The organism is Kribbella sp. VKM Ac-2569 (assembly GCF_004216905.1).
Lineage (GTDB): Bacteria > Actinomycetota > Actinomycetes > Propionibacteriales > Kribbellaceae > Kribbella.
Window position 1 is genome coordinate 490096 of sequence record NZ_SGXJ01000003.1, and the last position, 24566, is coordinate 514661.

Here is a 24566-nt window from a genome sequence, read left to right on the forward strand (position 1 = left end):
CGTCACTCCTTCACGCTCCCGGTCGCCAGACCGGAGACCAGCCGTCGCTGGGCCACCGCAAAGAGGACAATAGTCGGAACGGACGCCACGACCGACGCACACATGACGAGGTCCCATTGCGTCGTGAACTCGCCGAAGAAGTTGGACAATCCGACCTGCACAGTCTTCATCCGGTCATCGGTCATCAGCACCTTGGCGAACAGGTACTCCTCCCACGACATCACGAAACTGTTGATCGCGACGGTGGCGACGCCGGGCCAGGCAATCGGGAAAACGACCCGGAACAGCACCCCCAAGGTCGAGCATCCGTCGATCCGCGCAGCCTCGTCGAGACCCTTGGGTACCGTGTCGAAGTACCCCATCATCAGGTACGTCGCGAACGGCAGCGTGAGCGCGACGTAGGCGATGATCAGGCCCTGGTAGGTGTTGAGCAGATGGAGCTCGGAGAAGAACAGATAGAGCGGCGTGATGAGAATGACGAACGGAAACAGGTGCACCGCGATCACGAGCACCATGAAGACGCGCTTACCGCGGAACTCGAACCGGGAGAAGGCATAGCCGGTGAGACAGGAAACGAACACCGACACCACCATCGCGACCAGTGCGACGATCGCACTGTTCACCACGTAGCGCCCGAAGGCCGAGCTGGCGAATAGGCCGCGGAAACCGTCCAGCGTCAGGTGCTGCGGCAGGATCTGGTTCAGGTCGAACATCTCGCCGGCCGGCCGGAACGAGGTCAGCACCATCCAGGCGAACGGGAAGACCATGGCTGCGAGGACGACGGCCACGGCGGCCAGCACGACCGCGTCCCCGGTCCGGGCCCGGAGCCTTCGTCGTCTGAGAACGTCGGCGGTCATGCTCTCGCCCTCCGCTGCAGCACTCCGAGGTAGACCAGTGAGAAGACGACCATGCAGGCAGACATGAGCAGCCCGATCGCGGCGCCCGATCCCAGCTGGTTGTCGACGAAGGCGGCCGAGAACAGTTGCGTCGCCAGGACCTGCGTGTACGTCCCCGGCCCGCCGCCGGTGGTGAGCCACACGTAGACGAAGTTGTTGAAGGAGTTGATCGTGATCATCAGCGCGACGACACCGAGCACTGGCCGCAGATTGGGCAGCGTCACGTACAGCAGCGAACGCAGACGCCCGGCGCCGTCGATCGCGGCGGCCTCGTACTGGTCGTGCGGGATCGCCTGCAAGCCGGCCATCAGCACGATGATCACGAACGGCAGCTCACGCCAGGAGATGATCGCCACGATGCACCACCAGACCGTGCTCGTCTGACCGAGGAAAGGCACACCCTGGTCGATGAGCCCGAAGCGCATCAGAAGCTGGTTGAGCAGACCCGCCTGACCGTCGAGCAGCCAGCGCCAGGCCGCGACCGCCACGGTCGGCGGGATCATCCAAGGGATGAGCACGAGCGTCCTGGTGAGACCTACCAGCCGCAGCCGGCGCAGGACCGATGCCTGCAACAGCAGCGCGATGCCCAGCCCCAGAACGAGACGGATGGCGACCGTGACGAGCGTCAGCCAGAGCACGGTGTTCTTGAGGCTGCTGAGTGTGAGTGGGTTCTTCAGGACGGAGCGGAAGTTGCCCGCGCCGACGAACTGCCCGTCGCCGAGGGCGTCGTACGGCGTCACGTCGTGCAGGGACAGCCAGATGTTGTACGCGGCCGGCACCGCGAAGAGCAGGATCAGGATCGTGACGCCCGGCGCGATCAGCCCGTACGGCGTCAGTCGTCCGGACGGGCCCCGGCGCCGGAGCGACAGGGCGGCGCTCACCGCGATTCCAGCTCGCTCGTGATCTGGCTGATGATGTTCGCGGCTGCAGTGTGACTGTCGGTCTGACCCGAGTACACGGCGCCGAACTGGGCGTTGGTGATCTTGGTCAGCGTGGTGACCGGCACCGGACCGCTGATGTAGCGGCCGAAGGTCTTGGCGTGCGGCAACTGCTGCTGGTAGCCCTCTTCGCCTGCCGGAACCTTCATCTTCGTGAGCACCGTGGTGGCCGCGGGATATTGGGCGATCTTCGTGAAGGCCTCGGCACTGTTCAGGTACTTCAGGAACTCCCAGGCCTGATCCGGATGGTCAGTGGCGGCATTGATCCCGAGCATCCGCCCGCCCAGGTGGGTGGCGCCGTCCTTCAATCCGTCCGGGACCGGCGCGGTCTTCAGCGTCGGATCGGCGGCCTTCGCCTTGCGGAACGTCTGGGGCGCCATCAGGGTCATGGCGCAGGTTCCCTTGGCCAGGCCGTCCACGAGTTGCGGGTCGGTCAGCGACTCCACCGCGATCATCGACTTGGCGGTCGCGCCCGACGCGAAGAGATTGTTGAACCAGTCGATCTCGGACTGCAGCGCTTCCTGGGTCACGCCGACCTTCCAGCGGTCGCCGTCCTTGGTGACGAGGGTCTGGCCGTGGGACCAGAGGTAGTAGTTGATCGGGAACCACTGGCCGGAACCAGGTCCGCTCGCACCGGTGAAACAGAATCCGGATCGCTTCGCCTTGGCGTCGCTCAGCTTCGTTGCGGCACCGGCCAGTTCGTCCCAGGTCGTCGGTGGCTTCAGTCCGGCGGCGGCCAGCAGTTCGGGCCGGTACGCCAGCGCGAAGGTGTCGACGGTCCAGGGCAGCGCCCAGGTCTTGTCGTCGAACTTGGCCAGGTCCAGCGCCAGGTACTGGTCGAGCGGCGTCTCCGGCGGAGTCTTCCCGGCGAACTCGTCGAGAGATTTCAGGATCTTGGGCTTGGCGAGGTCCTTCACGTTGACGTTGGCGATCTGAACGACGTCCGGACCCGAGCCCGAGTTGGCTTCGCGCGCGAACTGCTGGGCGCTGTCCGGGCCGGTCAGCGTCTCGAGCTTGACCTGGATGTCGGGATGCTTGTCGTTCCATGCCTTGACGACTGCCTGCAGCCCGCCGATCTCGGTCGGCGGATCGAACTGACGGAACGCCAGCCGCACGGTTCCGTCGCTCGACCCGCCGCCGGAGCCGCCGCAGCCGGCCAGGGCCAGCGGGACCGCCAGTACTGCGGTGGCCACGGCCAGCACGATTCGCCTCATGCCCGTCTCCTTTCGACCCCCGCGCCAATTCTTGTCCGCCGGACGTTAGTCTGAAAACGTCGTCATGACAATGGGTCGGATTGGCGCAAAAGGCTGGTTGAGACGGGATATTCATCGACAATCAGGCTGTGACAACGTTTTCATCGGTCCAGCCCGAGACCTGCTGGGCTACTTCGTCGCGACCGGCCGCGGGCTGGTCTCGACGAGGGACTTGAGGTCCGCGATCAGTCGCGGCCAGCCGTCCTGAATCATGGTCCGGATCACGCTGTCCGGTTCGAAGCCGCTGTGGATCACAGTGAGCTTGACCTGGCCGTCGGCCGGCTCGAGCTCGAACGTTGCCGTCGACAACGGCTCGCGGCTGATCCGCTCGTATGTCGCTTCGTCGATGTCGTACTTCTTCGCGAACTCGGGTGTGATGTGGTGCCAGGCGTAGGACAGCCGCGTGTACGGCGTGTGCTCGACCACCACCTGCCCCGGTCCGGAGATCACGACATCGCCCTGGTGCCACACCATCGGGGAGCCGGGCTTCCAGTCGGTCTCGTGGTGGAGCTGCCAGTACTGCTCGGTGAACGCCGGTTCGGTCAAGGCCTGCCACAACCGCTCGGGCGTGGTCCGGATGTAGGTGGTGTAGACGAAATCGTTGTCTGTCACTTCAGCCTCCAAAGCCGTCTTGAGATCGGCGAACAGCTGAACCCGCCGACGGTCGTACTGATGGATCCAGCGATCGGCGATGGCGTTGATCGGCTCCGCGTTCAGGTGGTGCAGCTTCTCCCGGCCGCGCCACACGGTGCTGACGAGGTTTGCGCTCTCCAGTACGGCGAGATGCTTGCTGACGGACTGCCGCGCCATGTCGAGCTCGGCGCACAGCTCGCGTAGCGTCTGCCCGTTGCGCGCGTTCAGCAGGTCGAGCAGCCGTCGCCGGCTGGGATCCGCGAGCGCCCGGAACACCTCGTCGTCCATCGCATTCCGATCGCTTCATGCAGCCTTCTGGCTGCCTTTCCAACATAGGCAGCCAATTGGCTGCATGTCAACCATCGCATCGTCGAAGAAGGCGATTGACGGGTGGGTGAGGATAAGGAGGTGGAGATCACGAGCCTGGGCTATCGCACCGACCTGTTGCTGCTGGAGCTGAGTGGAAGCACCTTCCACGACACCGGCGAGTACGTCGTGATCCGTACGCCGGCCAACCCCGGCTTCTGGTGGGGCAACTTCCTGCTGTACCGCACGCCGTTCGCCCCGGACGACACCAAGATCCGCCTCGACGACTTCCGCCGGGAGTTCCCGGACGCCGACCATGTTGCCATCGGCATCGATACCGTCGACGGCGAGATCGGGGCCGAGGACGAGCTGACCGCCGCCGGGTTCACAGTCGACGGCAGTGTCGTGATGACGGCCGATCGGGTCCTGCAACCGCAACGGCCCAACGCGGACTCGACGTACCGCTTCCTGAGCACTGACGACGACTGGGAGCAGCTGTACCACCAGAGCCTCGCCACCGCGTCCATGAAGGTCGACGCGGCGTACGAGGAGTTCACCCGGCGCAGGTTGGCGGCGAAGCGCGAGCTGGTCGACGCCGGTCACGGGAAGTGGTTCGGCGCGTTCGACGGGGATCGGCTGCAGAGTGCGCTCGGGTTGATGTTCGACGGCAAGGGGCTGGCCCGGTTCCAGGATGTGCAGACGTCCCCGGAGCACCGTGGTCGCGGGCTGGCGACCACGCTCGTCCACCACGCGTCGACGTACGGGCTGACCGAAGGCGGTGCGCGGACCCTGGTGATGGTCGCGGATCCGGAGTACCTCGCGATCCGGATTTATCGCTCGCTCGGATTCACCGACTCGGAGACCCAGCTCGGGTTCGCGAAGCCGCCTGCGTGACCCCACATGAAACAGTAGGTCCATGACTGACGGACGTGGGGTTGTGCTGGTCACAGGTGGGAGTCGCGGAATCGGCGCGGCCGCCTCGCTCGCTCTTGCGGCGGACGGTTGGGATGTCGGGGTCAACTACCGGACGCAGGCCGATGAGGCCGCCCAGGTCGTGAAGGCGTGTGAGGAACGCGGTGGGCGCGCGATCGCAGTCCAGGCGGACGTTACCGAGGCCGATCAGATCGAGCGGCTCTTCGACACGGTCACATCTGAGCTGGGCCCGATCAGCGCGGTGATCAACAACGCCGGTGTCGTCTCGCCGGCCGGGCGGGTCGCTGAGTACGACGCCGAACGGCTCGACCGGGTGTTCCGGATCAACGCGATCAGCGCGTTCCTCGTCGCCGGCGCCGCGGTCCGCCGGATGTCGACGGCGTACGGCGCCGACGGTGGCGTCATCGTGAACATCTCCTCGCGCGCGGCGGTACTCGGGTCGGCGGGCGAGTACGTCGACTACGCGGCGAGCAAGGCTGCCGTCGACGCGCTGACGACCGGCCTGGCCAACGAGGTCGCAAAGGAGGGCGTTCGCGTCCTCGGGGTCCGACCAGGCCTGATCCAGACCGACATCCACGAGCCCGGCCGCCTGGACCGTCTCGGCGCGACCCCGCCGCTGGCCCGCCCCGGCAAGCCGGAGGAGGTCGCCGAGGTGATCGCCTTCCTCGCCTCGAACCGCTCCTCCTACATGACCGGTACGACGGTCGACGTCTCGGGCGGCCGATAACGGATGGGACTGCGGCCGGTAGACCTCGCGCGCCGGGCCGGGGTATCGACTCAGCTCGTCCGCAACTACGAGGCGGCCGGGATTCTGCCGCCCGCGCCACGGTCGGACACCGGCTACCGCCAGTACGGTCCCGAGCATGTTGCGGCGTTGCTGACGTACCGCGCGCTCGCGCCCGGTTTCGGCGCCGAGACCGCCACCGAGATCATGCGCGCCGTCCACAACGGCGACGAGGCGCTCGCCTACAGACTGGTGGACGCGGCCCACGCCGCCCTGCACGAGCAGCGACTCGCCACGGACGCCGCCAGTGAGGCCCTCGGCGCGCTGGCCGCGGAGTACGTCGACGAGCAGCCGGTCACCGGCCCGTCCCTACTCGTCGGCGAACTCGCCCACCGCCTTGGCATCCGTACGTCGGCCCTCCGCGTCTGGGAGGCCGCCGGCCTGCTCTCGCCGACCCGGGAACCGGGGACGAAGTACCGGCGGTACGGCCCCGAGGAAGTGCGCGACGCGCGGATCATCCACATGCTCCGCCAGGGCCGGTACTACTTCGAGCAGATCAAGCCGGTCCTCGACGGTCTGCGCCGTACCGGCAGCACCGACGCGCTGCGCACCGCGATCGCCGAGCGCCGCGCCGCCCACGACCGTCAAACGAAGGCGATGCTGTACGGCGCTGCGCTGCTCCACGAGCTGATCACTGCGGGACAGCAAGACGCGTCGGCACCGACCGCCCTCGCACAGTGACCAGGTCGCTCTGCCGCCACTGATCGGACTCTCCCGGCGCCGCCTTCTCAACCGCGGTCATCGACGCGATGAGCCGCCCGGGCGCCGTCTTGGCCAGTTCGCTCAGCCGCGCCGCCTCGTTCACCGGGTCCCCGATCACGGTGTACTCGTGCCGCCGTACGTCGCCCACCGTGCCGGCCACCACGATCCCCGCGGTGACACCGATCCCCGCGGTTGCCTCCGGCAACTCGTCGGCGAGCCGCCGGGACAGCTCCCGCCCCGCGGTCAGAGCGCTGCCCGCCGGATCCGCCAGCTCGGCCGGCGCCCCGAAGACCGCCAGTACCGCGTCACCGGCGAACTTGTTCACAAACCCGCCCTGCCGGTCCACCTCGGCGACCACGATCGCGAAGAACCGATTGAGCAACTGCACGACCTGGGCCGGCGGCCGCTGCGCCGCGAGCTCGGTTGATCCGACCAGGTCGACGAACAGCACCGCGGCGTACCGTTCCTCGCCACCGAGGCTGTCGCTAGTCAGTGCCTCCTGAACAACGTCAGGCCCGACGTACCTCCCGAACAGATCCCGGATCCGCTCCCGCTCGCGCAGCCCGTCCGCCATCCGGTTGAACCCAGCCTGCAGCGACCCCAGCTCGGTGCCGTCGAACACCGGGATGCTCACGTCGAGCCGTCCCTCGCCGATCAGGTTCAACGCGTCCCGCACCGATCGCACCGGCGCGACCACGGACTTCGCCGACAACCAGGTGAGCAGGCAACCGTTGCCGAGCGCCACGATGCCCAGGGCAAGAATCACGACCGACAGCCGGGTCGAGGTGACGTCACCCTCGATCAGCGCGAGTACGGCGGCCAGCATCAGGCCCGCCACGGGCACGCCGGAGCCGACCGCCCAGAAGAACACCGTGCGGGCCTTCAACCCGGCCGCGAGCAGCCGCCGCGGTGGTGGCGAGTCGACGAGGGCTCGTGCGGCGATGGGCCTGAGGGCGAACTCGGTGAGCAGGTACGAGACCGCGGAGGTGACGATCATCCCGTCGACCACGGTGAGCGCGACCCGGAGTGCGTTCTCCGGCTGCAGGATCACCGTCATCACCGTGAACAGCACGGCGGCGCCGAACCAGAGCAGCACCTCGATCAGGGTGAGTCGCAGCGGCAGTTGCAGCGTGGCGATCTGCTCCCGCCGGCTGGCCGGCCGCTCCAGGTCGATCCAGCGGGTGACCCGCTTCGTCAGGCGGCTGCTCCAGACGTAACAGACCCCCATCGCGAGGAGGAAGTACGCCGGGATGGCGATGGCGTCGATGAGCTGGAGCTGGTCGACCAGCGACGGACCCGGCAGCACGAAGACGGCGAGGACGAAGGTGACGAAGGCACCGATCAGGTTGGTGCCGATCGAGAACACGGTGAGCAGCAGGTGAAGGCGGATCCGCAGCCGTTTCGTGCTCTGGTCGGCCGGACCGAGCAGCCAGGATCCGAACGGGCGCCGTTTCAGCACCAGCTCGGGGTTCCGCTGGGACATCATGGACCTAGTCTGCCAAGTCAGGACCGAACCAGGGTTTTGGCACGGAGGTGCGGCTGGCCCAGATTGGTCGTCCGATCCGCCCGGGACGTGGGTAGTGTTCCTCGGACGCCTCACTCGGGGAGCATCCCTTGACGCACGATCGCCACTCCTACGCCGAGCCGAATGTGGTTCGGACCACCCACCTCGAACTCGACCTCGCGCTCGACTTCGACGAGAAAGTGCTGGCCGGCAGTGCCACGCACACCCTCGCCTGGACCGGTGCGACCAGCCGGCTCGTCCTGGACACCCGCGACCTCACGGTGCTGGGTGTCGAGGGACTGACGGCCGACGGCTGGGAGCCGCTGGAGTACAGCCTCGCGGTTCCGGACCCGGAGCTGGGCTCCGCGCTGACCATCCGGACGGCGGGCCACCCGCGGATCAAGGTGAGTTACCGGACCGCGCCGACCGCGACCGGTCTGCAGTGGCTGGAGCCGGCGATGACGGCGGGCGGCGTGATGCCGTTCATGTTCAGCCAGTCGCAGGCGATCCACGCGCGCAGCTGGGTCCCGGTGCAGGACACGCCGAGCGTGCGGTTCAGCTACGCCGCGCACGTGACGGCGCCGCCGGAGCTGATGGTGCTGATGAGCGCCGACAACGGTACGACGTCGCGCCGTACCGGCTCGTACGACGTGGTGATGCCGGAGCCGATCCCGTCGTACCTGCTGGCGATCGCCGCGGGTGACCTGGTGTTCGAGCCGCTCGGCGAGCGGTCGGGCGTGTGGGCCGAGCCCGCGACCGTGAGGAGGGCGGCGACCGAGTTCTCCGACACCGAGGAGATGATGCGGGTCACCGAGGAGCTCTTCGGCCCGTACCGCTGGGGCCGCTACGACCTCCTCGTGCTGCCGCCGTCGTTCCCGTACGGCGGCATGGAGAACCCGCGGATGACGTTCGCGACCCCGACCGTGGTGATCGGCGACAAGTCGCTGGTCAGCGTGATCGCGCACGAGCTGGCACACAGCTGGTCCGGCAACCTCGTCACGCAGGACAGCTGGGACGACATCTGGCTCAACGAGGGCTTCACGTCGTACGTCGAGAACCGCATCGTCGAGGCCGTTTACGGGACCGAGTTCGCGGTGATGGAGACCGCGATCAAGCAGCACGCGACCGTGGTGAAACTGGACCCGCTGACGCCGGCCGAGCTCGCGGTCGAGCTGCCGGGCCTGCACCACCGGTCCGAGTACCACGGGACGACGTCGACCGGCCCGCTGAAGGGGTCGTGGTTCCTGTCCTGGCTGGAGGAGCGCTTCACGCGGGAGGTGTTCGATCCGTTCCTGCGTGGGTACTTCGACACGTTCGCGTTCCGCAGCATCAACACCGACAACTTCGTCGAGCACCTGCGGGAGCACCTGACCGCGCCGCATCCGGACGTGGTGACCGAGGACGAGCTGGCTGCCTGGCTGTACGAGCCGGGGATCCCGGCGTTCGCGCGGCGCGCGGTGTCGGCGCGGTTCCAGGTCGTGGACGAGGCACGCGGTCTGTGGCTGACGACGGGCGAGCTGCCGCACGGCGCGGAGCGGTGGACGACGCAGGAGTGGCTGCGGTTCCTCGACGCGGCTCCCGATGTACTGAGCCCGTTGCTCCTGCAGCAGCTCGACCGTGCGTTCGGCCTGACCGGTACGGCGAATGGCGAGATCGCGCGGCGCTGGTACCAGATCGTTGCCGCGAGCAGCTATGAGGCGGCGTACGCCGAGATGGCCGAGTTCCTCACCAAGGTCGGACGGATGAAGCTCGTCCTCCCGGTGTACCAGGCGCTGGCCGGCACCGACCGTGCGTTCGCCGCGGAGGTCTTCGCCAAGGCCCGCCCCGGCTACCACCCGATCACGACTGCTGCGGTCCAGAAGATCCTGGGCCAGTAGACTGGGTGGCATGATGACGCGAATTCCTGACGGGAGGATCGATCCCGCTGCTCGATGAGCGGGATCCGGGTGCGGAGCCGCAAGGACCTCAAGCACCAACGCCGCCGCAAGTCCCACTCGTGCTGGGACCATCTGCTGATCGCGCCGCTCTGGCCGATGCACAACGTGAACCTCGGGACGCTGCTCCGTACCTGTGACGCGGTCGGCGCGTGTCTCGCCGTACCGAAGCTGCCGTGGGTGCCGGATGCGCTTGCCAAGGGCAACACGCTGCGGACGATCGCCGTTCTCGGGCACGAACGCACCGGGATCCCGCCCGAGGCGGTCGACCAGCTGGACGTCGTGGTCGAGATCCCGATGATCGGGACCGGCGCCAGCCTCAACGTCGCGGTCGCCGGTTCGCTCGTGCTGTATCGGTTGGCTGGCCTGCTATAGGTCGAGCGTGCGGCGATGCACCTCGTGCTGCGGGCGGTAGCCAAGCCGGTCGTTGGTACGCCGCATGGCCAGGTTGGTGTCGACCGTATCGGTGAGCAGGCCGTCGAGATCAGGGAACCGGCGACGGGTCTCGTGGATCTGGGCGGCCTTCATCCACAGCGCGAGCCCGCGGCCGCGATGCTCGGGGAGGACGGCGGTGCCGTAGTTCTGACCGTCGCCCTTCCCGTCACCCGCGACGACGACCTCGGTGAAGCCGGCGATGCGGCCCGTGCTGTCGACCGCCGCGACGACCGAGAGACGCTCGCCGCGCTGCTCGATCAGCTGCGCGGCGTACCTCGTCCGCTCGACGTCCCACACGTCCACGCCGGCGTCGATCGTGCCCGACGGCGCGTCGTTCATCCCGGCGCGCGCATCGGTGAAGGTCTGCACCAGCTCGTCCGGCGGCACACCTTCCCAGGACACCAGCCGGTAGCCCGGGACTTCCGGTACGTCGGGAGTCCCCGTCGACAGATCGAGCCGCGCGTAGATCAGCGTCAGGCCGATCGTGAACCCGTGCCGCTGGAGGAAACGGTCGCCGACCGAGTTGACGTCGACGTCCGTGACCAGCGTCCGTACGTCGTGCTCGCGCGCGCCGGTGACGACGGCGCCGAGCAGCAGGCTGCCGATCCCGCGGCCGCGTTCGGCCGGGTGCACGTTGATCTCCGCGTCGCCCAGGTGCGCATGGGCCTTGCGGCTGTTGAGGCGCAGGAACGCGGAACCGACCGGCGTACCGTCGGCCTGTGCGGCCAGCCAGGCGATCCGGCGGCTGAACGGCTTGTAGTCGGGATCTGTCAGGGGAATCAGTCGGATGCTCAAGCCGTCAACATAACGCCGTCCCGGATCACGTGCCGCCTGGCCATCGATCCGCTACCGTGGCGCGCAGGCCGAACGGGGAGCGGGGAGAGGAGCTAGGGGTGGCGCAGCCGGACGAGAACGCTCAGCGGGACCGGATGATCCGCACGATCGGTGCCGATCACATCGCGCTCCGCGAGCAGGTCCTCACGGAGCTGCGCCGGCGGATCGTCGACGGTGAGTACCACGAGGGCGAGCGGCTGACCGAGACGCGACTCGCGGACGACTTCGGGGTGTCACGGAACCCGGTCCGGGAAGCACTGCGCGTGGTCGAGGCCGAAGGCTTCGTGCAGATCCTTCCGCGACGGGGCGCGGTCGTCGCGACGCTCGACGAGACCGCGGTCCGGGACCTGTTCGCCGTACGGCAGCAACTCGAGACGCTCGCGGCCGGGCTCGCGGCAGAGCGGGCGACGCCTGCGGGGATCGCGACGCTGCGCGGGCTGGTCGAGGACGCGAACGCGGCCGCGAAGGCCGAGGACTTCGACCGGGTCGCCGAGCTGAACAGCGCGTTCCACCGGGCCGTGATCGAGGTCAGCGGGAATCGCTGGCTGCACTCGATCTCGGCCGCGATGTACCACCACGTGCACTGGGTGTTCCGGGTCGGCGCGGCCCAGCGGGCGCCGCATTCGACGGAGGAGCACATGCGGCTGGTCGAGGCGATCGAGGCAGGCGACGCGGCGGCCGCGAGTACGGCCGCCCGCCTGCACGTCGAGGCCGCGGCGAAGGCGGCACTCGGACCGAAGGCCTGAGTCAGCGTCCGACCGCGTACCCCTGCATGCCGCGAGGGTTGGCCGCGGCCGCGAGAACGCCGTCGGCCTCCTTCCGTACGGCGCACAGCCGGCCGAGGCTCCACGGATCGGACTCGGTCACGACGTGCCCACGCCGTACGAGTTCGTCGCGGATGTCCTTGCCGACCCGGCTCTCGATCACGAGCCCACCTGGTTCCGTGGTGCGCGGGTAGAACGACGACGGGAAGCCGGTCGTGTGCCAGGCGGGCGCGTCGATCGCCTCCTGCAGATCCAGGCCCGCGCCGAGGTGCCGGAGCAGGAAGAGCAGCTGCCACTGGTCCTGCTGGTCGCCGCCAGGCGATCCGCAGGCCATCACCGGTTCGCCGTCGCGGAGCACGAGCGTCGGCGTCAGCGTGGTGCGCGGCCGCTTTCCAGGCGCGAGTGAGGCCGGGAGTCCTTGCTCGAGCCAGAACATCTGCGCCCGGCTGCCCAGACAGAACCCGAGCTCGGGGATCGTCGGCGACGACTGCAGCCAGCCGCCGCTGGGCGTCGCCGAGATCATGTTGCCCCAGCGGTCGATCACATCGACATGGCAGGTGTCGCCGCGGGTTTCGCCCACAGGGGACACGGTCGGCTCACCCGTGGTTGCGTCGCCCGTCTCGTTGCCGGTAGCAATTGAAGGCAGCCTCGGTGTGCGCCCGTCCGGGGTGCCGGGGCGGAGGTCCAGCGCGGCGTCCGAGCCGATCAGCTTCGCGCGCTCGGCGGCGTACCCGGGGGAGAGGAGCGTGTCGAGCGGTACGTCGGCGCCGTCGCCGTACCAGGCCTCGCGGTCGGCGTACGACAGCTTCATGACCTCGACCGTCGTGTGCACGCCCTCGGCGGTATCGAGGTCGACGTCGCCGAGCTCCGCGAGTACGGCGAGCGACTGCAGCAGGGCGGGGCCCTGACCCCACGGACCGGTCTTGGCGACCGTGTGCCCGTTCCAGTCGTACGTCGCCGCGTCCTCCCAGGTAGCCTGGAAGGCGGCCAGGTCGTCGCCCGTGATGAGACCGGCGTGGTCCTCGCCGCTGGAGTCGCGATGCGGCAGCCGTGCGAACTTGTCGATCGCCTCCGCGACGAACCCTTCTCGCCAGGTCTTCCGCGCCTGCTCGATCTGCGCCTGCCGGTCCGCCCCGGTGGCCTCGCGCACCAGCTTCTCGAGCGTCGCGGCGTACGCCTCATTGCTGAATCGGCCGGTTACGGGAGCGCCGTCCTTGAGCCAGAGCGCGGCGGACGTCGGCCAGTGCTCCTCGAAGAGCTGCTGCACGGTGCCGATGGTGTCGGCGATCCGCGGTACGAGCGGGTGCCCGTTGCGGGCGTAATCGATCGCGGGCTCGAGTACGACGCTCAACGGCAGGGTGCCATGGTCGCGCAGCAGGAGCAGCCAGGCGTCGACCGCGCCGGGCACCGTGGCCGCAAGCGGACCCGAGCCGGGCACCAACGTCAGACCGAGTGACCGGTAGTGCTCGATGGTCGCACCGGCCGGCGCGACGCCCTGACCAGAAAGCACCCGCGGCGCCGGGTCGTCGGCGGTTGCGATGATCGCGGGCACCTCACCGCCCGGGCCGTTGAGGTGCGGCTCGACCACGTGCAGCACGAACCCGGCCGCGGCACCCGCGTCGAACGCGTTGCCGCCCAGCTCGAGGATCCGCATGGCCGACTGCGACGCCAGCCAATGCGTGGACGAAACCATCCCGAACGTGCCACGGAGAGTAGGCCGGGTGGTGAACGTCATCGTGCAGCTCCTTCAGTTGGTCGTACGTCGGGGCCGGTGCCGTCGTCCTTGACGAGGTGACAGGCGACCTGGTGTCCACCTTCGCCGATCGTTCGTGATTCCGGGACGACTGTCCGGCATGTGTCCACCGCGACCGGACACCGGGTGTGGAACCGGCAACCGGGCGGCGGATCGATCGCTGACGGGAGGTCGTCACCGAGCAGGACGGGCCGGCGGGCACGCTGCTCGGCGGGATCGGGTACGGGCGCCGCGGACAGGAGCGCCTGCGTGTACGGGTGCGCCGGCTTCCCGAAGATCCTGGCGCGCGGTCCCTGCTCCACTAGTTGACCGAGATACATCACCGCGACCTCGTCAGCGAGGTACTCGACGGCGGACAGGTCGTGGGTGATGAACAAGCACGCGAAGCCGAGATCACGCTGGAGGTCGGCGAGCAGATTGAGTACGGCGGCCTGCACCGAGACATCCAGCGCACTGGTCGGCTCGTCCGCGACGAGCAGCCGTGGTTCGGAGATCAGCGCACGGGCGATGCTGACTCGTTGACGTTGACCGCCGGACAGTTCGTGCGGTGCGCGCTGCGCGACCTCGGGGCGGAGGCCGACCCGGCGCAGTGATTCGGAGACCTTGGTGGAGATGTCCTTGCGGCGCATCAGGCGGAGTGGTTCGCCGACGATGTCGCCGACGGACAGTCGTGGATCGAGCGAGCCGGCCGGGTCCTGGAACACGATGGACACGTCGCGGCGATGTGGGCGGAGCCGGCGGCGGTTCAGGTGGGTGATGTCGGCGCCCGCGAGACGGACGGTGCCGCCGGTGGGTTCGAGCAGTCTGACGATGCAGCGGCCGACGGTCGACTTGCCGGAGCCGCTCTCACCGACCAGTGCGACGACGGTGCCTTGCCGGATCCGCAGCGTCACGCCGTCGACGGCCCGAACCGGGCCGAAGTGCATGACGAGATCCTCTACTTCCAGAGCGTTGTCGTCCATCAGACCTCCACTCTTTCGCGGACCGGGTTCCAGCACGCGACTCGATGCGGACCGTCAGTGAGCTGCGGTTGGGACGACGTACAGGTGTCGACGGCTCGGGAGCAGCGGTCGGCGAATGTGCAGGCGTCGGGCTGCTCGGTGAGGACCGGGACGAGCCCGGGAATCTCGTTCAGGCGCTGGGATTCCGCGTGCCGGCCGGCGGCGGGGGAGGCGCCGAGCAGTCCCACGGTGTACGGGTGCTCGGGGTGTGCGAACAGGTCATGGACCTCGGCGGTTTCCACGACGCGTCCGGCGTACATCACCGCGACCCGGTCGGCGAGGTCGGCGACGACACCGAGGTCGTGCGTGATCAGCACGATGCTGGTGCCGAGGCGTTCGCGCAGACCACGCAGTACGTCGAGAATGCCGGCCTGGATCGTGACGTCGAGGGCCGTGGTCGGCTCGTCGGCGATCAGCACCTTCGGGTCGCAGGCGACCGCCATCGCGATCATCACGCGTTGCCGCATCCCGCCGGACAGTTGGTGCGGATAGTCGCCGACACGGCGCTCGGCGGACGGGATGCCGACGAGCTTGAGCAGTTCGATCGCGCGGGCGTGCGCCGCCTGGCGGTTCAGGCCGATATGCGTCCGCAGTACCTCGATGATCTGGTGGCCGACGGTGAAGACTGGGTTCAGCGAGGTCATCGGCTCCTGGAAGATGTACGCGACCTCGCGGCCACGGATCGAGCGGAGCGTGCGCTTGTCGGCGCCGATCAGTTCTGTCCCGTCGAGTTCGACGGAGCCGTTGACTGTCGCCGTACGGGGGAGCAGACCGGCGATGCTCATCGCCGTAACGCTCTTACCGCAGCCGGACTCACCGACCACCGCAAGGACTTCGCCGTCACCGACCTCGAAGCTGACCCGGTCGACCGCCGACAGCGGCCCGTCCTCGGTGCGGAACGTGACGGACAGATCTTTGACTGCAAGCACAGGCTTCATCGGCGGCTCGCCTTCGGGTCGAGGGCGTCGCGGAGGCTGTCGCCGACGATGTTGAACGCCAGCGTGAGCAGCATGATCGCGACACCCGGCATCACGGCGGCCCACGGCGCCCGGGACGCGAACTGCTGCGCGTCGGCGAGCATCGTGCCGAGGCTCGGAGCGGGTGGCTGGATGCCGAGGCCGAGGAACGACAGCACGGCCTCGCCGAGGATCGCCGCCGGGATGCCGACGGTGGCCTGGACGATGATCGCGGAGCCGGCGTTCGGGAAGATGTGCCGGCCCAGCACCCAGGCGTCACTCGCGCCCTCGACGATCGCCGCGGCGACGAAGTCGAGCGACTTGATCCGCAACGTCTCGGACCGGACGATCCGGATCATGCCGGGGATCTGTGCGATGCCGATCGCGATCGCCGCGTTGCCGAGACTCGCGCCGCGGATCGCGGCCAGCCCGACCGCGAGGATCAGGAACGGGAACGCCAGCACCAGGTCGGTGAGCCGGGAGATGAGCGCGTCGACGGTCCGGAAGTAGCCGGCGATCAGCCCGAGCGGTACGCCGACCACCAGCGAGAACGCGACCGCGAGGACACCGACGTGCAAGGACGCACGGAGCCCGAACATGATCCGCGAGAGCACGTCGCGCCCGAGGTCGTCGGTGCCGAGCAGGTATCCGGCGGTGCCCGGCGGGGCGAATGCGCGGTCGAGGTGGGTCTGGGTGGGTTCGTGCGGGGCCAGCCAGTTGGCGAACACGGCGAGGATCACCGCGATCGCTAGCACTGCTAGCCCGGTGAGGGCGAGCGGGTTGTGCAGGATCCGGCGTACCACTCGGCGGCGGTTGCTGCGGAGCGGGGCCGTCGGCACGGCATCGGTTACTTCGGCGACTGCCATCAGGCCTCACCTCGCACGCGGATGCGCGGATCGATGACGGAGTACAGGAGGTCGACCAGCAGGTTGATGACGATGTACGCCGTCGCGGTGACCAGGACGACCGCCTGGATGACGGGGTAGTCGCGCTGGAAGACGGCGTCGACGGTGAGCTTGCCGAAGCCGGGGAGCGCGAAGATCCGTTCGGTGACGACGGCGCCCGAGATCAGCGCGCCGAGTTGGAGGCCGACGATCGTGACGACCACGATCAGGCTGTTGCGCAGGGCGTGCTTTCCGACTACTGCCTTGGGCGGGAGGCCTTTGGCTTCCGCCGTACGGATGTAGTCGGCGGACAGGGCGTCGAGCATCGATGACCTCGTCTGGCGCATGATCACGGCGGAGAGGCCGGTGCCGAGGATCAGCGCCGGGAGGATGAGGTGGTGGAGGTTCGCCACCGGGTTGCTGAAGAACGGGACGAAGCCGGAGGCGGGGAAGAGGCCGAGGGCAACGGACAGGTACAGGATCGCCATCAGGCCGAGCCAGAAGTGCGGCACCGACAGCCCTAGCAGTGCTAGCGCGTTCGCGGCCCATTCCGCAGGCCGTCCACGGCGTACGGCTGCGATCACACCGGCACCGACCCCGATGACGCTCGCGATCAGAATCGCTAGCACTGATAGCTCGATCGTCACCGGCAGCGCGCTCATGATCATCGACCGCACCGGCGTACCGGTCCGGATCGACTGCCCGAGATCCCCGCGCGCCGCGTGGCTCACGAACTGCCAGAACTGCACGAGCCACGACTGGTCCAGCCCGTACTGCTCCCGGATGGCCCGCAGCGACTCCGGATCCCGATCCTCACCCGCGAGCGCCAGCGCCGGATCGCCCGGCAACGCCCGCACCCCGGCGAACACCACGATCGTCGCGAGCACGAGCGTCACCGCGGACTGCCACAACCGATTAAGCAGGTACCGCCTCACTTCGCGAATCCTGCGAAGGCGGTGCGGATCACGCCGTCGGGATAGACCTGGATGCCGAGCAGCTTCTTGGAGACGCCAGTCAGGTTGCGCTGGCGGTACATGTAGATGATCGGGTCGTCCTGCTGCAGCAACGTGGTGACCTGGCCGTAGAGCTTCACGCGCTCGGCCTGGTCGGTGGACTGGCGCGCGTCGGTGAGCAGCTTGTCGAGGGCCGGGTTGCTGTAGCCGGAGACGTTCTGGCTGCCGGTGGTGCCGACGAAGTTGAAGATGTTCGCGTCCGGGTCGACCCGTCCCGACCAGCCGAGCTGCAGCAGCTCGAAGTCACCGCGGTCCTGCTGGTCCAGCAGAGCGGCGTACTCGACGGGCTTGATGACCAGGTCGAACCCGGCGTCCTTCACCATTCCCTGCAGCGCCTGTGCGAGCCGCAGACTGTCCGGGTTGTTCGACGTGATCATCTCGACCTTGTACGGCGTTTTCACGCCGGCGTCGGCCAGCAACTGCTTGGCTTTCGCGGGATCGTGCGCCGGGCAGACCTGCGCCGCGTCGGACGTGAACTCGCTCTTCGGCGAGACCGGCGAGCAGGCGACCGTGTTGAGCCCGTTGAAGATCGACTTCACGAGCGCTTCCCGGTCGATGGCCAGCGCCAGCGCCTGCCGTACCTTCGGGTCCTTCGCGATCGGGGTGTCGAGCTGCTTGGGCGGATTGCCGATCCCGTTGGCGTTGCCGATGTTGATCGTCAGGCCCTGGTACCCGAGCGACTGCGACTGCAGCACGCTAACGCTGTCGTCCTTCTGCAGCGTCGGCGCGTCCTGCGACGACAGCGAGTCCGCGACCTGCGCGTCCCCGGACTTCAGGTTCGCCGAGCGGATGCTGGAGTCGGTGATGATCCGGTACTCGATGGCGTCGAGGTGGACCTTGGCGGCGTCGTAGTACTGCGGGTCCTTGACGACCTTGATCGAGTTCTGCGCGACCCGGCTGGCGAACTTGAACGGGCCGACACAGACCGGCGCGCTGGAGAAGTTCGCCCCGAGCTTCGCGACCGCGGCCGGGCTGAGCACCATCCCGGCCCGGTCGGCCAGCGCGGCGGTCAGCGGGGCGAACGGCTTCGAGAGCTTGATGACGACGGTCTTCGGGTCCGGCGTCTCGATCGAGGAGACCGGGCCGAGCTCGCTCTTGCGCGCCGATCCGGCCAGTGTGAGATCCCGGTTCAGCGAGATCTTGACCGCGTTCGAGTCGAACGTGCCGCCGTCGGCGAACTTCACGCCCTCCTTCAGCGGGATCGTCAGGCTGAGCCCGTCGGACGAGATCGTCGGCAGCGCGGTCGCGAGCTGCGGGACCAGCTTGGCGTCCGGGCCGAGGTCGTACAGCTTCTCGCACATCGTGTGGAAGACGTACCGCGAGTACAGGCTGCGTGACAGTGTCGGGTCGAGCTTGTCCGGGTCGGCGGAGAGCGCGACCGTCAGCGTGCCGCCCTGCTTCACCTTCGCCGTGTCGGCCGCCTCGCCGAACACATCCTGCCCGGCGGACGGCTGACCGCCCGACGGGTTGTCCTCACCGGCCGGCTCGACCGGCGAGCAGGCCGTCCCGACGAGGGCGACCGCAACGACGGCCGCGCCGATCCCAGCCGCGGTACGACGGCGGGTGCCGGAGATGAAACGGTTCAGTGCGAGTCGACGAGTCATCGCGGTAGCTCCTGAGTAGGCGGGTTCTTGTCGACTGTTTCATGTATACAAGCGTGGTGCGCAAGTGATTCGGCGAGTTTGACTGAACCTTTTACGACCGCCCGACGTACATCGTTACGGGTCGCTCCGTGCCGCGCCCTGGCCGACCCTCCCGTCGGGTCGGCCAGGGCGCGGCGGTGGTCAGCTGGTGACCGGGTAGGTGAGGGTTCCGGTCGGGACGGTGTGGTTGCCGAGAGCAATCGCCATCAGGTTCGGGCCGTCGTACTGCGGGTGATGGATGCCGAACCCGGTCGCCTGCTGGAAACCGAACCGTGGGTAGTACTCCGCGTGGCCGAGGACGACCGCCGCAGGCTCAGGGCGGTCACGCGCCGTCGCCAAAGCGGCCCGTACGGCGGCCCCGCCGGCGCCTTGCCGTTGGTACGCCGGAAGCACGGCGACCGGTCCGAGCGAAAGGACCGGTACGTCGTCGACGTGACAACGCGTGAGGAGTGCGTAGGCGATCGGCTCGTCGTCGGACGTGGTGGCGACGAACGATAGCCCGGGAATCCAGGCGACCGGGTCCGCGCGGAGCGCGTCCAGGAAGTCGACCTCGAACTGCCGGCCGAAGGCGTCGCGGGTCAACTCGCGGAGAGGTTCGATGTCGGACCGAGTCTCGACACGGGTGTTCCAGGTGATGGACAACGAAGGTCCCTTTCGGAGGTTCAGTGGATGAGTTGAATGACCGATGGCGCTGCCGGACGTGCCGCAGCGCAGGCTGACGCGGTCATCAACTCACCTCCTCCTTCTCCGAAGTCGTGACCAACTTTAACCGAGCGTGAGGCGTCTATCACCTCGAATTCGTCAAGCTGAACAAGGGGTCTTCAGTGAACGTGAATCGCAAGCATGCAGGCAGTTGGAGAAGGTATGCCCTGGGGGCAGGCGCGGTCGCCGCACTCCTCACAACCGCCGCGTGCGGGTCCGCCAACGCGTCGGACGGCAGCAAGCCCTCGGACCAGCAGAGTACGACGACCTCGGCGAGCGCAACGACCTCGTCGAGCCCGGTGAAGCCGGTGACGGCGCCTCCGTCGAAGAAGCCCACCGCGGACTCCAGCGTCGATCTCTGCACGATGGCGGATCTGTCCTTCACCGTCACGAATTACGATGGGCCGGGCGAAGAGGTTCGGCACCTCATGCTCGTCGCCACCAACAAGAGCGCCAAGAAGTGCGACGTACAGAACTATCCCGAGGTCACCCTCGGCGACGCCAAGGGCTACGCGCCGGTCAAGGAGGCGACCAACTCCGACGAGGCAGTCACTCTCGCTCCGGGCGAGAAGGCGTACGCCGGCATCCTCGCCACCGGCGGCAAGATGGACACCTATCCCGTGAAGTTCATGACCGTCGGCCTCGGCAGCCCCGGCGGTGAGGCCGAGGCGGAGAATCCGGTCAAGGTGAAGATACCTGTCACGTCCTTCGAGGCCGACGACGGCCAGCGCGTCACGTACTGGGCGGGCACCGAGGGCCTCGCCATGCGTCCCGTCACCCAGTCCTGACTCTCACCACTCGAAGACCAGTGGATCCCTGGAGGGCGTACCGTCCGGGGTCCAGGTCTCGTCGACGAGCCGGTAGGGATGCCAGCGGCCGTCGCGGTCGAGTCTGAGTTGGGTGTCGGCGCCGAGCGTCAACTGGTTCGCCGACGTACTGATGGTCAGGTCGTCGTCCGCGGCGAGCAGGTCCGTCCGCGCTCGGTTGAGCTCGGCCGGGTCGGGTGTCCAGGTGTGCTCGAGTACGTCGAGACCGGGCGCGCCGCCGTACTGCCAGGCTTGGATGCCGGGGGCAAGGTCCCGGCCGGTGGACTCGGTCAGCGTCGTGACGAGTTGCGGGAAGTCCGTCGCCAGGCGGACGGCGTCCTGCCAGTCGTCGAGCGGCCGTGGTTCGGCGGTGCCGTGGAGGAGCGCGTTGAGGATCGATCGGGCTCGGCGAGCGGCGTCGAGCACGAGCAACTGGAGTACTTGCGGACCGAGATCGCCGGGCGGCTCGATTCCCGCAACCGCGAGCTCGTCGAGGCCGACCCGCGCCGGGAGCTCCGGCGGCTCGGGCAGCTCACCGGGCGTGCCGGCTAGTACGTCGGTGATGGCCACGCCGGCCTCGGCGGGCTGGGCGGGCTGGGCGGACGAAGCCTGCAGTTCGTCGAGGAGGGCTTCGCGGGTGCGTCCGCGGAGGAGCAGCAGCACGAACGGGTCGGCGTCGAGTAGCCAGGCGACCTGATAGCAGAGGGCGGCCGCGTGCTGGCAGGGGAGTTCCCAGGCATCGCACGTACAGCTCGGATCGAGATCTCCGATGCCCGGCAGCAGCGTGACGCCTGCATCGGATGCCGCCTCGACCAGCTTGTGCGGCATCTCGCCGTCGAGCAACGCCGCGATGTGGCCGGCACGCGCGGCGAGCTGCTCGCGGAACCGGCGCCAGTCATCATCGCTGAGTTGGTCGACGTGGACCACGGACTCGTACGTGTCCTCCGGCGAGTAGACGGTGGCCGCGATCCGTCCGGGGCTGACGGTGATCGTGCCGACCTGCCCGGAGTTCGCGTACCGGCGGCCCTTCTTGAGCTGACCGTTGTCCAGCGATGTGTCCTCCATCGCCTGCACCCAGGCCCGGGCCCACCACGACCTGCCGCGGGTGCTGCGGTGTTGCGCCGTGAAGGCCGGGAAGCCTTGCGCCTCGGTCATCGCGCACCTCCCCGCAGCTCGACCAGGTCGGCCAGTTCGGCGTCGGAGAGTTCGGTCAGTGCCGCCTCACAGCCGGACAGCACGGCCTCGGCCAGCTCGCGCTTGGCGGCGAGCATTCCGGCGATCCGGTCCTCGATGGTGCCTTCGGCAATCAACCGGTGAACCTGCACCGGCCGGGTCTGCCCGATCCGGTACGCGCGGTCGGTGGCCTGGTCCTCGACCGCGGGATTCCACCAGCGATCGAAGTGCACGACGTGATCCGCGCGGGTCAGGTTCAGTCCGGTCCCGGCCGCCTTCAACGACAGCAGGAACACGCGGACCTCGCCGGCCTGGAACCGGTCGACCATGTCCTCGCGCCGCGCGACCGGCGTGCCACCGTGCAGCAACTGGGTCGGGATGCCGCGCTCGGCGAGATGCCGTTCGAGCAGTCGCGCCATCGCGACGTACTGCGTGAAGACGAGCACCGCACCGTCCTCGGCGACGATCGTCTCGAGCAGCTCGTCGAGCAGTTCGAGCTTGCCAGAGCGACCGGTCAGGCGCGCGTCGTCGGGCTCCTTCAAGTACTGCGCGGGGTGGTTGCAGATCTGCTTCAAGCCGGTCAGGAGCTTCACGATCAGTCCGCGCCGCGCCATCCGGTCACTGGCCTGGACCTCCGCCATCAGCTCGCGAACCGTTGCCTCGTACAACACGACCTGCTCGCGGGTCAGGGACACCGCCTGGTCCGTCTCGGTCTTTGGCGGCAGCTCAGGCGCGATCCCCGGATCGGACTTCTTCCGGCGCAGCAGGAACGGTTTGACGAGCTTCGCGAGTCGCGCAGCGACCTCCTCGTCCTTGTCCGCCTCGATCGGCTGCGCCCACTGGTTGCGGAACGATCCGAGCCGGCCGAGCAGTCCCGGCGTCGTCCAGTCGAGGATGGCCCACAGCTCGGACAGGTTGTTCTCCACCGGCGTTCCGGTCAGCGCCACCCGCGCCTTGGCCGGCACGGTCCGCAGCGCCTTCGCCGTACCGGACGACGGGTTCTTCACATGCTGCGCCTCATCGGCAACCACAAGCGCCCACGGATGCTCGGCCAGCCGTACGGCGTCACGCCGCAGGGTCCCGTACGTCGTCAGCACGAAGCCTTCCCGCGCGTCGTCGAGCGAACGGGAGGTGCCGTGGAAGCGCCGTACCGGAGTGCCCGGAGCGAACCGCTGCACCTCCCGCTCCCAGTTGCCGAGCAGCGACGCCGGGCAGACGACCAGCGTCGGACCGGCGGTGTCGGCGGACTGCTGGCGGTGCAGGTGGAGCGAGATGAGCGTGATCGTTTTGCCGAGGCCCATGTCGTCGGCGAGGCAGCCGCCGAGACCGAGCGACGTCATCCGGGTCAACCAGCGCAGACCGCGCAGCTGGTAGTCGCGGAGGGTCGCCTGGAGGCCGGCCGGCGCTTCGATGGGCTCGTCAGCGCGGTCCGGGTCGGCGATCTTCGCGCGGAGGTCGTCGAGCCACTTGGTGGGAGTCACGGTGATCTGCCGGCCGTCGATCTCGGTGGTGCCAGTGAGGGCGGCGCCGAGGGCGTCGATCGCGGTGACGGGTTTGAGGATGCGTTCGCGGGCCTTGCGGGCGAGCTCGGGATCGATCAGCATCCACTGGTCCCGGAGCCGGACGACCGGCCGGGTCGCTTCCGCGAGTTGGTCGAGCTCGGCCTCGGTCAGCGGGTCGTCGCCGAGTGCCACCTGCCAGCTGAAGTCGAGAGTGCGGTCACCGCCGAAGAAACCCGGGAGATCGCTGGGCGGCCCGTCTGCCGACGTGATCGCGGCGCGTGCGGTGAGTTCCCGTCCGAGGCTGCGTGGCCAGTGCAGGTCCACGCCTGCCGCGGTGAGCCGCTGCGCGGAGCCGGCCAGCAGCTCGGCGACCTCTTCGTCCGCGAGATCCATTCGATCCGGTACGGCGGAGTCGAGCAGGCGGCCGAGTGGTTGCCAGACGCGCGCTGCGCGGCGGATCGCCAGGGTGGCGTCGATGCGTGCCCGTGGGCCGAAGCCGGGGACATCGTCGGACCAGACATCGTCCGCGTCTCTGACGAGGGTGGGGTCCTTGAGGCTGTGCAGTTGGACCACGGCGCTGAAGGCGAGTGAGTCGGCCAGCTCGATGCGGAGCGAGATCCGTACGCCGGTGTCGAGTCCGGCAGACACCTCGTCGGCCCAGGTCCGCAGGCGGTCGGCGCGCTGGGGTGCGGTCGCGGTGAAGAGGTTGGTCTGATGCGCCTTCGCGGCGGCGGGGGAGCGAGGCATCCCGTCGGCGACTGCATCCAGAAACTCCCGCAACAAATCCTCAGCGACAGGAACCCGCACGTTGGTGAGTGGGAGTGCTCGGGCTGAGGCGGGCATGGCTTCGGCGAGTTCGAGCACGCGGGTGATGTCGTCGGGGTCGAGCGGGCCGACCCGCCAGGCGTCGTGACCTCCGGGGGTGACGCCGGGCAGGAGTTTGCCGCGGGCAACCAGTTGGAGCGCGACCAGGGAGGCGCCGCCCCAGAAGGCCGCCGACGGATGCGCTCCAGGCGCCCGCCGCATCCGCCCAAGGATCGGCACCGCCTCCGCCACCGGCAGCTCAACAGCGCGGGCGCCCTGCAGCTCCGATCCGGTACCGACCAGCTCCAGGTCGACCTGGTCGCCGACGCCGAGGGGGAGTGGGCCGCCGTCCGGATCCCAGAACGCCACTCGACTCGTGCGTGGTGGATCCGCCGGCCGGAAAACCACCGCAC

At 68.5% G+C, this 24566-nt stretch carries 22 protein-coding genes; 7 read left to right on the plus strand and 15 right to left on the minus strand.

Annotated features, from left to right (window positions below; all coding sequences use genetic code 11):
- Nucleotides 1–2: 2 nt before the first annotated feature.
- The 4 genes from EV649_RS22630 to EV649_RS22645 form a co-directional block, all read right to left on the minus strand.
- Complete coding sequence (locus EV649_RS22630) at nt 3–857, minus strand: carbohydrate ABC transporter permease (RefSeq protein ID WP_130385556.1); 855 nt, start codon at nt 855–857, stop codon at nt 3–5.
- On the minus strand, nt 854–1777 hold the full coding sequence (locus tag EV649_RS22635; protein ID WP_198682631.1) for a sugar ABC transporter permease: 924 nt from the start codon (nt 1775–1777) through the stop codon (nt 854–856). The genes EV649_RS22630 and EV649_RS22635 overlap by 4 nt, the downstream gene beginning before the upstream one ends.
- The gene (locus tag EV649_RS22640) at nt 1774–3048 is read right to left on the minus strand and encodes a sugar ABC transporter substrate-binding protein (protein WP_130385558.1); all 1275 of its coding nucleotides are present in this window, start codon (nt 3046–3048) and stop codon (nt 1774–1776) included. Before EV649_RS22640 ends, EV649_RS22635 begins: the two co-directional genes overlap by 4 nt.
- Nucleotides 3049–3216: 168 nt before the next feature.
- A complete protein-coding gene (locus EV649_RS22645) occupies nt 3217–4008 on the minus strand; it encodes a metalloregulator ArsR/SmtB family transcription factor (protein WP_130385559.1) in 792 nt (263 codons plus the stop codon).
- A 120-nt stretch (nt 4009–4128) separates the two neighbouring features.
- Here EV649_RS22645 and EV649_RS22650 point away from each other — a divergent pair, with 120 nt between their 5' ends.
- Genes EV649_RS22650 through EV649_RS22660 form a run of 3 tightly spaced genes read left to right on the plus strand, consistent with a single transcriptional unit; the run spans nt 4129 to nt 6424 of the window.
- A complete protein-coding gene (locus EV649_RS22650) occupies nt 4129–4920 on the plus strand; it encodes a GNAT family N-acetyltransferase (protein ID WP_130385560.1) in 792 nt (263 codons plus the stop codon).
- Between the two features lie 22 nt (nt 4921–4942).
- Nucleotides 4943–5686 (plus strand): SDR family oxidoreductase, encoded by a 744-nt coding sequence (locus EV649_RS22655; RefSeq protein ID WP_130385561.1) that lies wholly within the window; start codon nt 4943–4945, stop codon nt 5684–5686.
- A 3-nt stretch (nt 5687–5689) separates the two neighbouring features.
- Entirely contained in the window at nt 5690–6424 is a 735-nt protein-coding gene (locus EV649_RS22660; RefSeq protein ID WP_130385562.1) for a MerR family transcriptional regulator, read from the plus strand.
- On the opposite strand, the gene EV649_RS22665 is transcribed toward EV649_RS22660, so the two are convergent.
- Entirely contained in the window at nt 6375–7931 is a 1557-nt protein-coding gene (locus tag EV649_RS22665) for an adenylate/guanylate cyclase domain-containing protein (protein WP_130385563.1), read from the minus strand. The genes EV649_RS22660 and EV649_RS22665 overlap by 50 nt on opposite strands.
- A 128-nt stretch (nt 7932–8059) precedes the next feature.
- Here EV649_RS22665 and EV649_RS22670 point away from each other — a divergent pair, with 128 nt between their 5' ends.
- The gene (locus tag EV649_RS22670) at nt 8060–9826 is read left to right on the plus strand and encodes a M1 family metallopeptidase (RefSeq protein ID WP_130385564.1); all 1767 of its coding nucleotides are present in this window, start codon (nt 8060–8062) and stop codon (nt 9824–9826) included.
- Between the two features lie 54 nt (nt 9827–9880).
- Nucleotides 9881–10258 carry a TrmH family RNA methyltransferase gene (locus EV649_RS22675; RefSeq protein WP_130385565.1) on the plus strand — a complete coding sequence of 126 codons (378 nt, stop codon included), beginning with the start codon at nt 9881–9883 and terminating at the stop codon, nt 10256–10258.
- Here EV649_RS22675 and EV649_RS22680 read toward each other — a convergent pair.
- Nucleotides 10253–11113 (minus strand): GNAT family N-acetyltransferase, encoded by an 861-nt coding sequence (locus EV649_RS22680; protein ID WP_130385566.1) that lies wholly within the window; start codon nt 11111–11113, stop codon nt 10253–10255. The two genes, EV649_RS22675 and EV649_RS22680, sit on opposite strands and share 6 nt — an antisense overlap.
- A gap of 98 nt (nt 11114–11211) precedes the next feature.
- On the opposite strand from EV649_RS22680, the gene EV649_RS22685 reads away from it, so the two are divergent.
- Entirely contained in the window at nt 11212–11898 is a 687-nt protein-coding gene (locus EV649_RS22685) for a GntR family transcriptional regulator (RefSeq protein WP_130385567.1), read from the plus strand.
- A gap of 1 nt (nt 11899) precedes the next feature.
- On the opposite strand, the gene EV649_RS22690 is transcribed toward EV649_RS22685, so the two are convergent.
- The 7 genes from EV649_RS22690 to EV649_RS22720 all read right to left on the minus strand — a co-directional run bounded on the left by EV649_RS22690 (nt 11900) and on the right by EV649_RS22720 (nt 19808).
- Nucleotides 11900–13651, minus strand: coding sequence for a gamma-glutamyltransferase (locus EV649_RS22690; RefSeq protein WP_130385568.1), 1752 nt, complete (start codon nt 13649–13651; stop codon nt 11900–11902).
- Entirely contained in the window at nt 13648–14631 is a 984-nt protein-coding gene (locus EV649_RS22695; RefSeq protein WP_130385569.1) for an oligopeptide/dipeptide ABC transporter ATP-binding protein, read from the minus strand. The genes EV649_RS22690 and EV649_RS22695 overlap by 4 nt, the downstream gene beginning before the upstream one ends.
- Nucleotides 14631–15608, minus strand: coding sequence for an ABC transporter ATP-binding protein (locus tag EV649_RS22700; RefSeq protein ID WP_130385570.1), 978 nt, complete (start codon nt 15606–15608; stop codon nt 14631–14633). Before EV649_RS22700 ends, EV649_RS22695 begins: the two co-directional genes overlap by 1 nt.
- Nucleotides 15605–16492, minus strand: a complete 888-nt coding sequence (locus EV649_RS22705; RefSeq protein WP_130385571.1) for an ABC transporter permease — start codon at nt 16490–16492, stop codon at nt 15605–15607. Before EV649_RS22705 ends, EV649_RS22700 begins: the two co-directional genes overlap by 4 nt.
- On the minus strand, nt 16492–17445 hold the full coding sequence (locus EV649_RS22710; protein ID WP_130385572.1) for an ABC transporter permease: 954 nt from the start codon (nt 17443–17445) through the stop codon (nt 16492–16494). The genes EV649_RS22705 and EV649_RS22710 overlap by 1 nt, the downstream gene beginning before the upstream one ends.
- The gene (locus EV649_RS22715; RefSeq protein WP_130385573.1) at nt 17442–19127 is read right to left on the minus strand and encodes an ABC transporter substrate-binding protein; all 1686 of its coding nucleotides are present in this window, start codon (nt 19125–19127) and stop codon (nt 17442–17444) included. The genes EV649_RS22710 and EV649_RS22715 overlap by 4 nt, the downstream gene beginning before the upstream one ends.
- Before the next feature lie 180 nt (nt 19128–19307).
- Nucleotides 19308–19808, minus strand: a complete 501-nt coding sequence (locus EV649_RS22720) for an N-acetyltransferase (RefSeq protein ID WP_130385574.1) — start codon at nt 19806–19808, stop codon at nt 19308–19310.
- A 182-nt stretch (nt 19809–19990) separates the two neighbouring features.
- Here EV649_RS22720 and EV649_RS22725 point away from each other — a divergent pair, with 182 nt between their 5' ends.
- The gene (locus tag EV649_RS22725) at nt 19991–20656 is read left to right on the plus strand and encodes a DUF4232 domain-containing protein (RefSeq protein WP_130385575.1); all 666 of its coding nucleotides are present in this window, start codon (nt 19991–19993) and stop codon (nt 20654–20656) included.
- Nucleotides 20657–20659: 3 nt separating this feature from the next.
- Here the strand turns inward: EV649_RS22725 and EV649_RS22730 are convergent, their stop codons facing one another.
- Nucleotides 20660–21829, minus strand: coding sequence for an SWIM zinc finger family protein (locus tag EV649_RS22730; protein ID WP_130385576.1), 1170 nt, complete (start codon nt 21827–21829; stop codon nt 20660–20662).
- Nucleotides 21826–24522 carry a DEAD/DEAH box helicase gene (locus tag EV649_RS22735; protein ID WP_241998538.1) on the minus strand — a complete coding sequence of 899 codons (2697 nt, stop codon included), beginning with the start codon at nt 24520–24522 and terminating at the stop codon, nt 21826–21828. The genes EV649_RS22730 and EV649_RS22735 overlap by 4 nt, the downstream gene beginning before the upstream one ends.
- Nucleotides 24523–24566 lie beyond the last annotated feature (44 nt).

What these genes read in the sequence shown, in the direction of transcription:
- EV649_RS22695 (WP_130385569.1), bottom strand. Translation starts at nt 14,631, where the DNA reads ATGGACGACAACGCTCTGGAAGTAGAGGATCTCGTCATGCACTTCGGC.
- EV649_RS22645 (WP_130385559.1), bottom strand. Translation starts at nt 4,008, where the DNA reads ATGGACGACGAGGTGTTCCGGGCGCTCGCGGATCCCAGCCGGCGACGG.
- EV649_RS22630 (WP_130385556.1), bottom strand. Translation starts at nt 857, where the DNA reads ATGACCGCCGACGTTCTCAGACGACGAAGGCTCCGGGCCCGGACCGGG.
- EV649_RS22730 (WP_130385576.1), bottom strand. Translation starts at nt 21,829, where the DNA reads ATGACCGAGGCGCAAGGCTTCCCGGCCTTCACGGCGCAACACCGCAGC.
- EV649_RS22705 (WP_130385571.1), bottom strand. Translation starts at nt 16,492, where the DNA reads ATGGCAGTCGCCGAAGTAACCGATGCCGTGCCGACGGCCCCGCTCCGC.
- EV649_RS22675 (WP_130385565.1), top strand. Translation starts at nt 9,881, where the DNA reads ATGAGCGGGATCCGGGTGCGGAGCCGCAAGGACCTCAAGCACCAACGC.
- EV649_RS22690 (WP_130385568.1), bottom strand. Translation starts at nt 13,651, where the DNA reads ATGACGTTCACCACCCGGCCTACTCTCCGTGGCACGTTCGGGATGGTT.
- EV649_RS22655 (WP_130385561.1), top strand. Translation starts at nt 4,943, where the DNA reads ATGACTGACGGACGTGGGGTTGTGCTGGTCACAGGTGGGAGTCGCGGA.
- EV649_RS22660 (WP_130385562.1), top strand. Translation starts at nt 5,690, where the DNA reads ATGGGACTGCGGCCGGTAGACCTCGCGCGCCGGGCCGGGGTATCGACT.
- EV649_RS22640 (WP_130385558.1), bottom strand. Translation starts at nt 3,048, where the DNA reads ATGAGGCGAATCGTGCTGGCCGTGGCCACCGCAGTACTGGCGGTCCCG.
- EV649_RS22665 (WP_130385563.1), bottom strand. Translation starts at nt 7,931, where the DNA reads ATGATGTCCCAGCGGAACCCCGAGCTGGTGCTGAAACGGCGCCCGTTC.
- EV649_RS22700 (WP_130385570.1), bottom strand. Translation starts at nt 15,608, where the DNA reads ATGAAGCCTGTGCTTGCAGTCAAAGATCTGTCCGTCACGTTCCGCACC.
- EV649_RS22715 (WP_130385573.1), bottom strand. Translation starts at nt 19,127, where the DNA reads ATGACTCGTCGACTCGCACTGAACCGTTTCATCTCCGGCACCCGCCGT.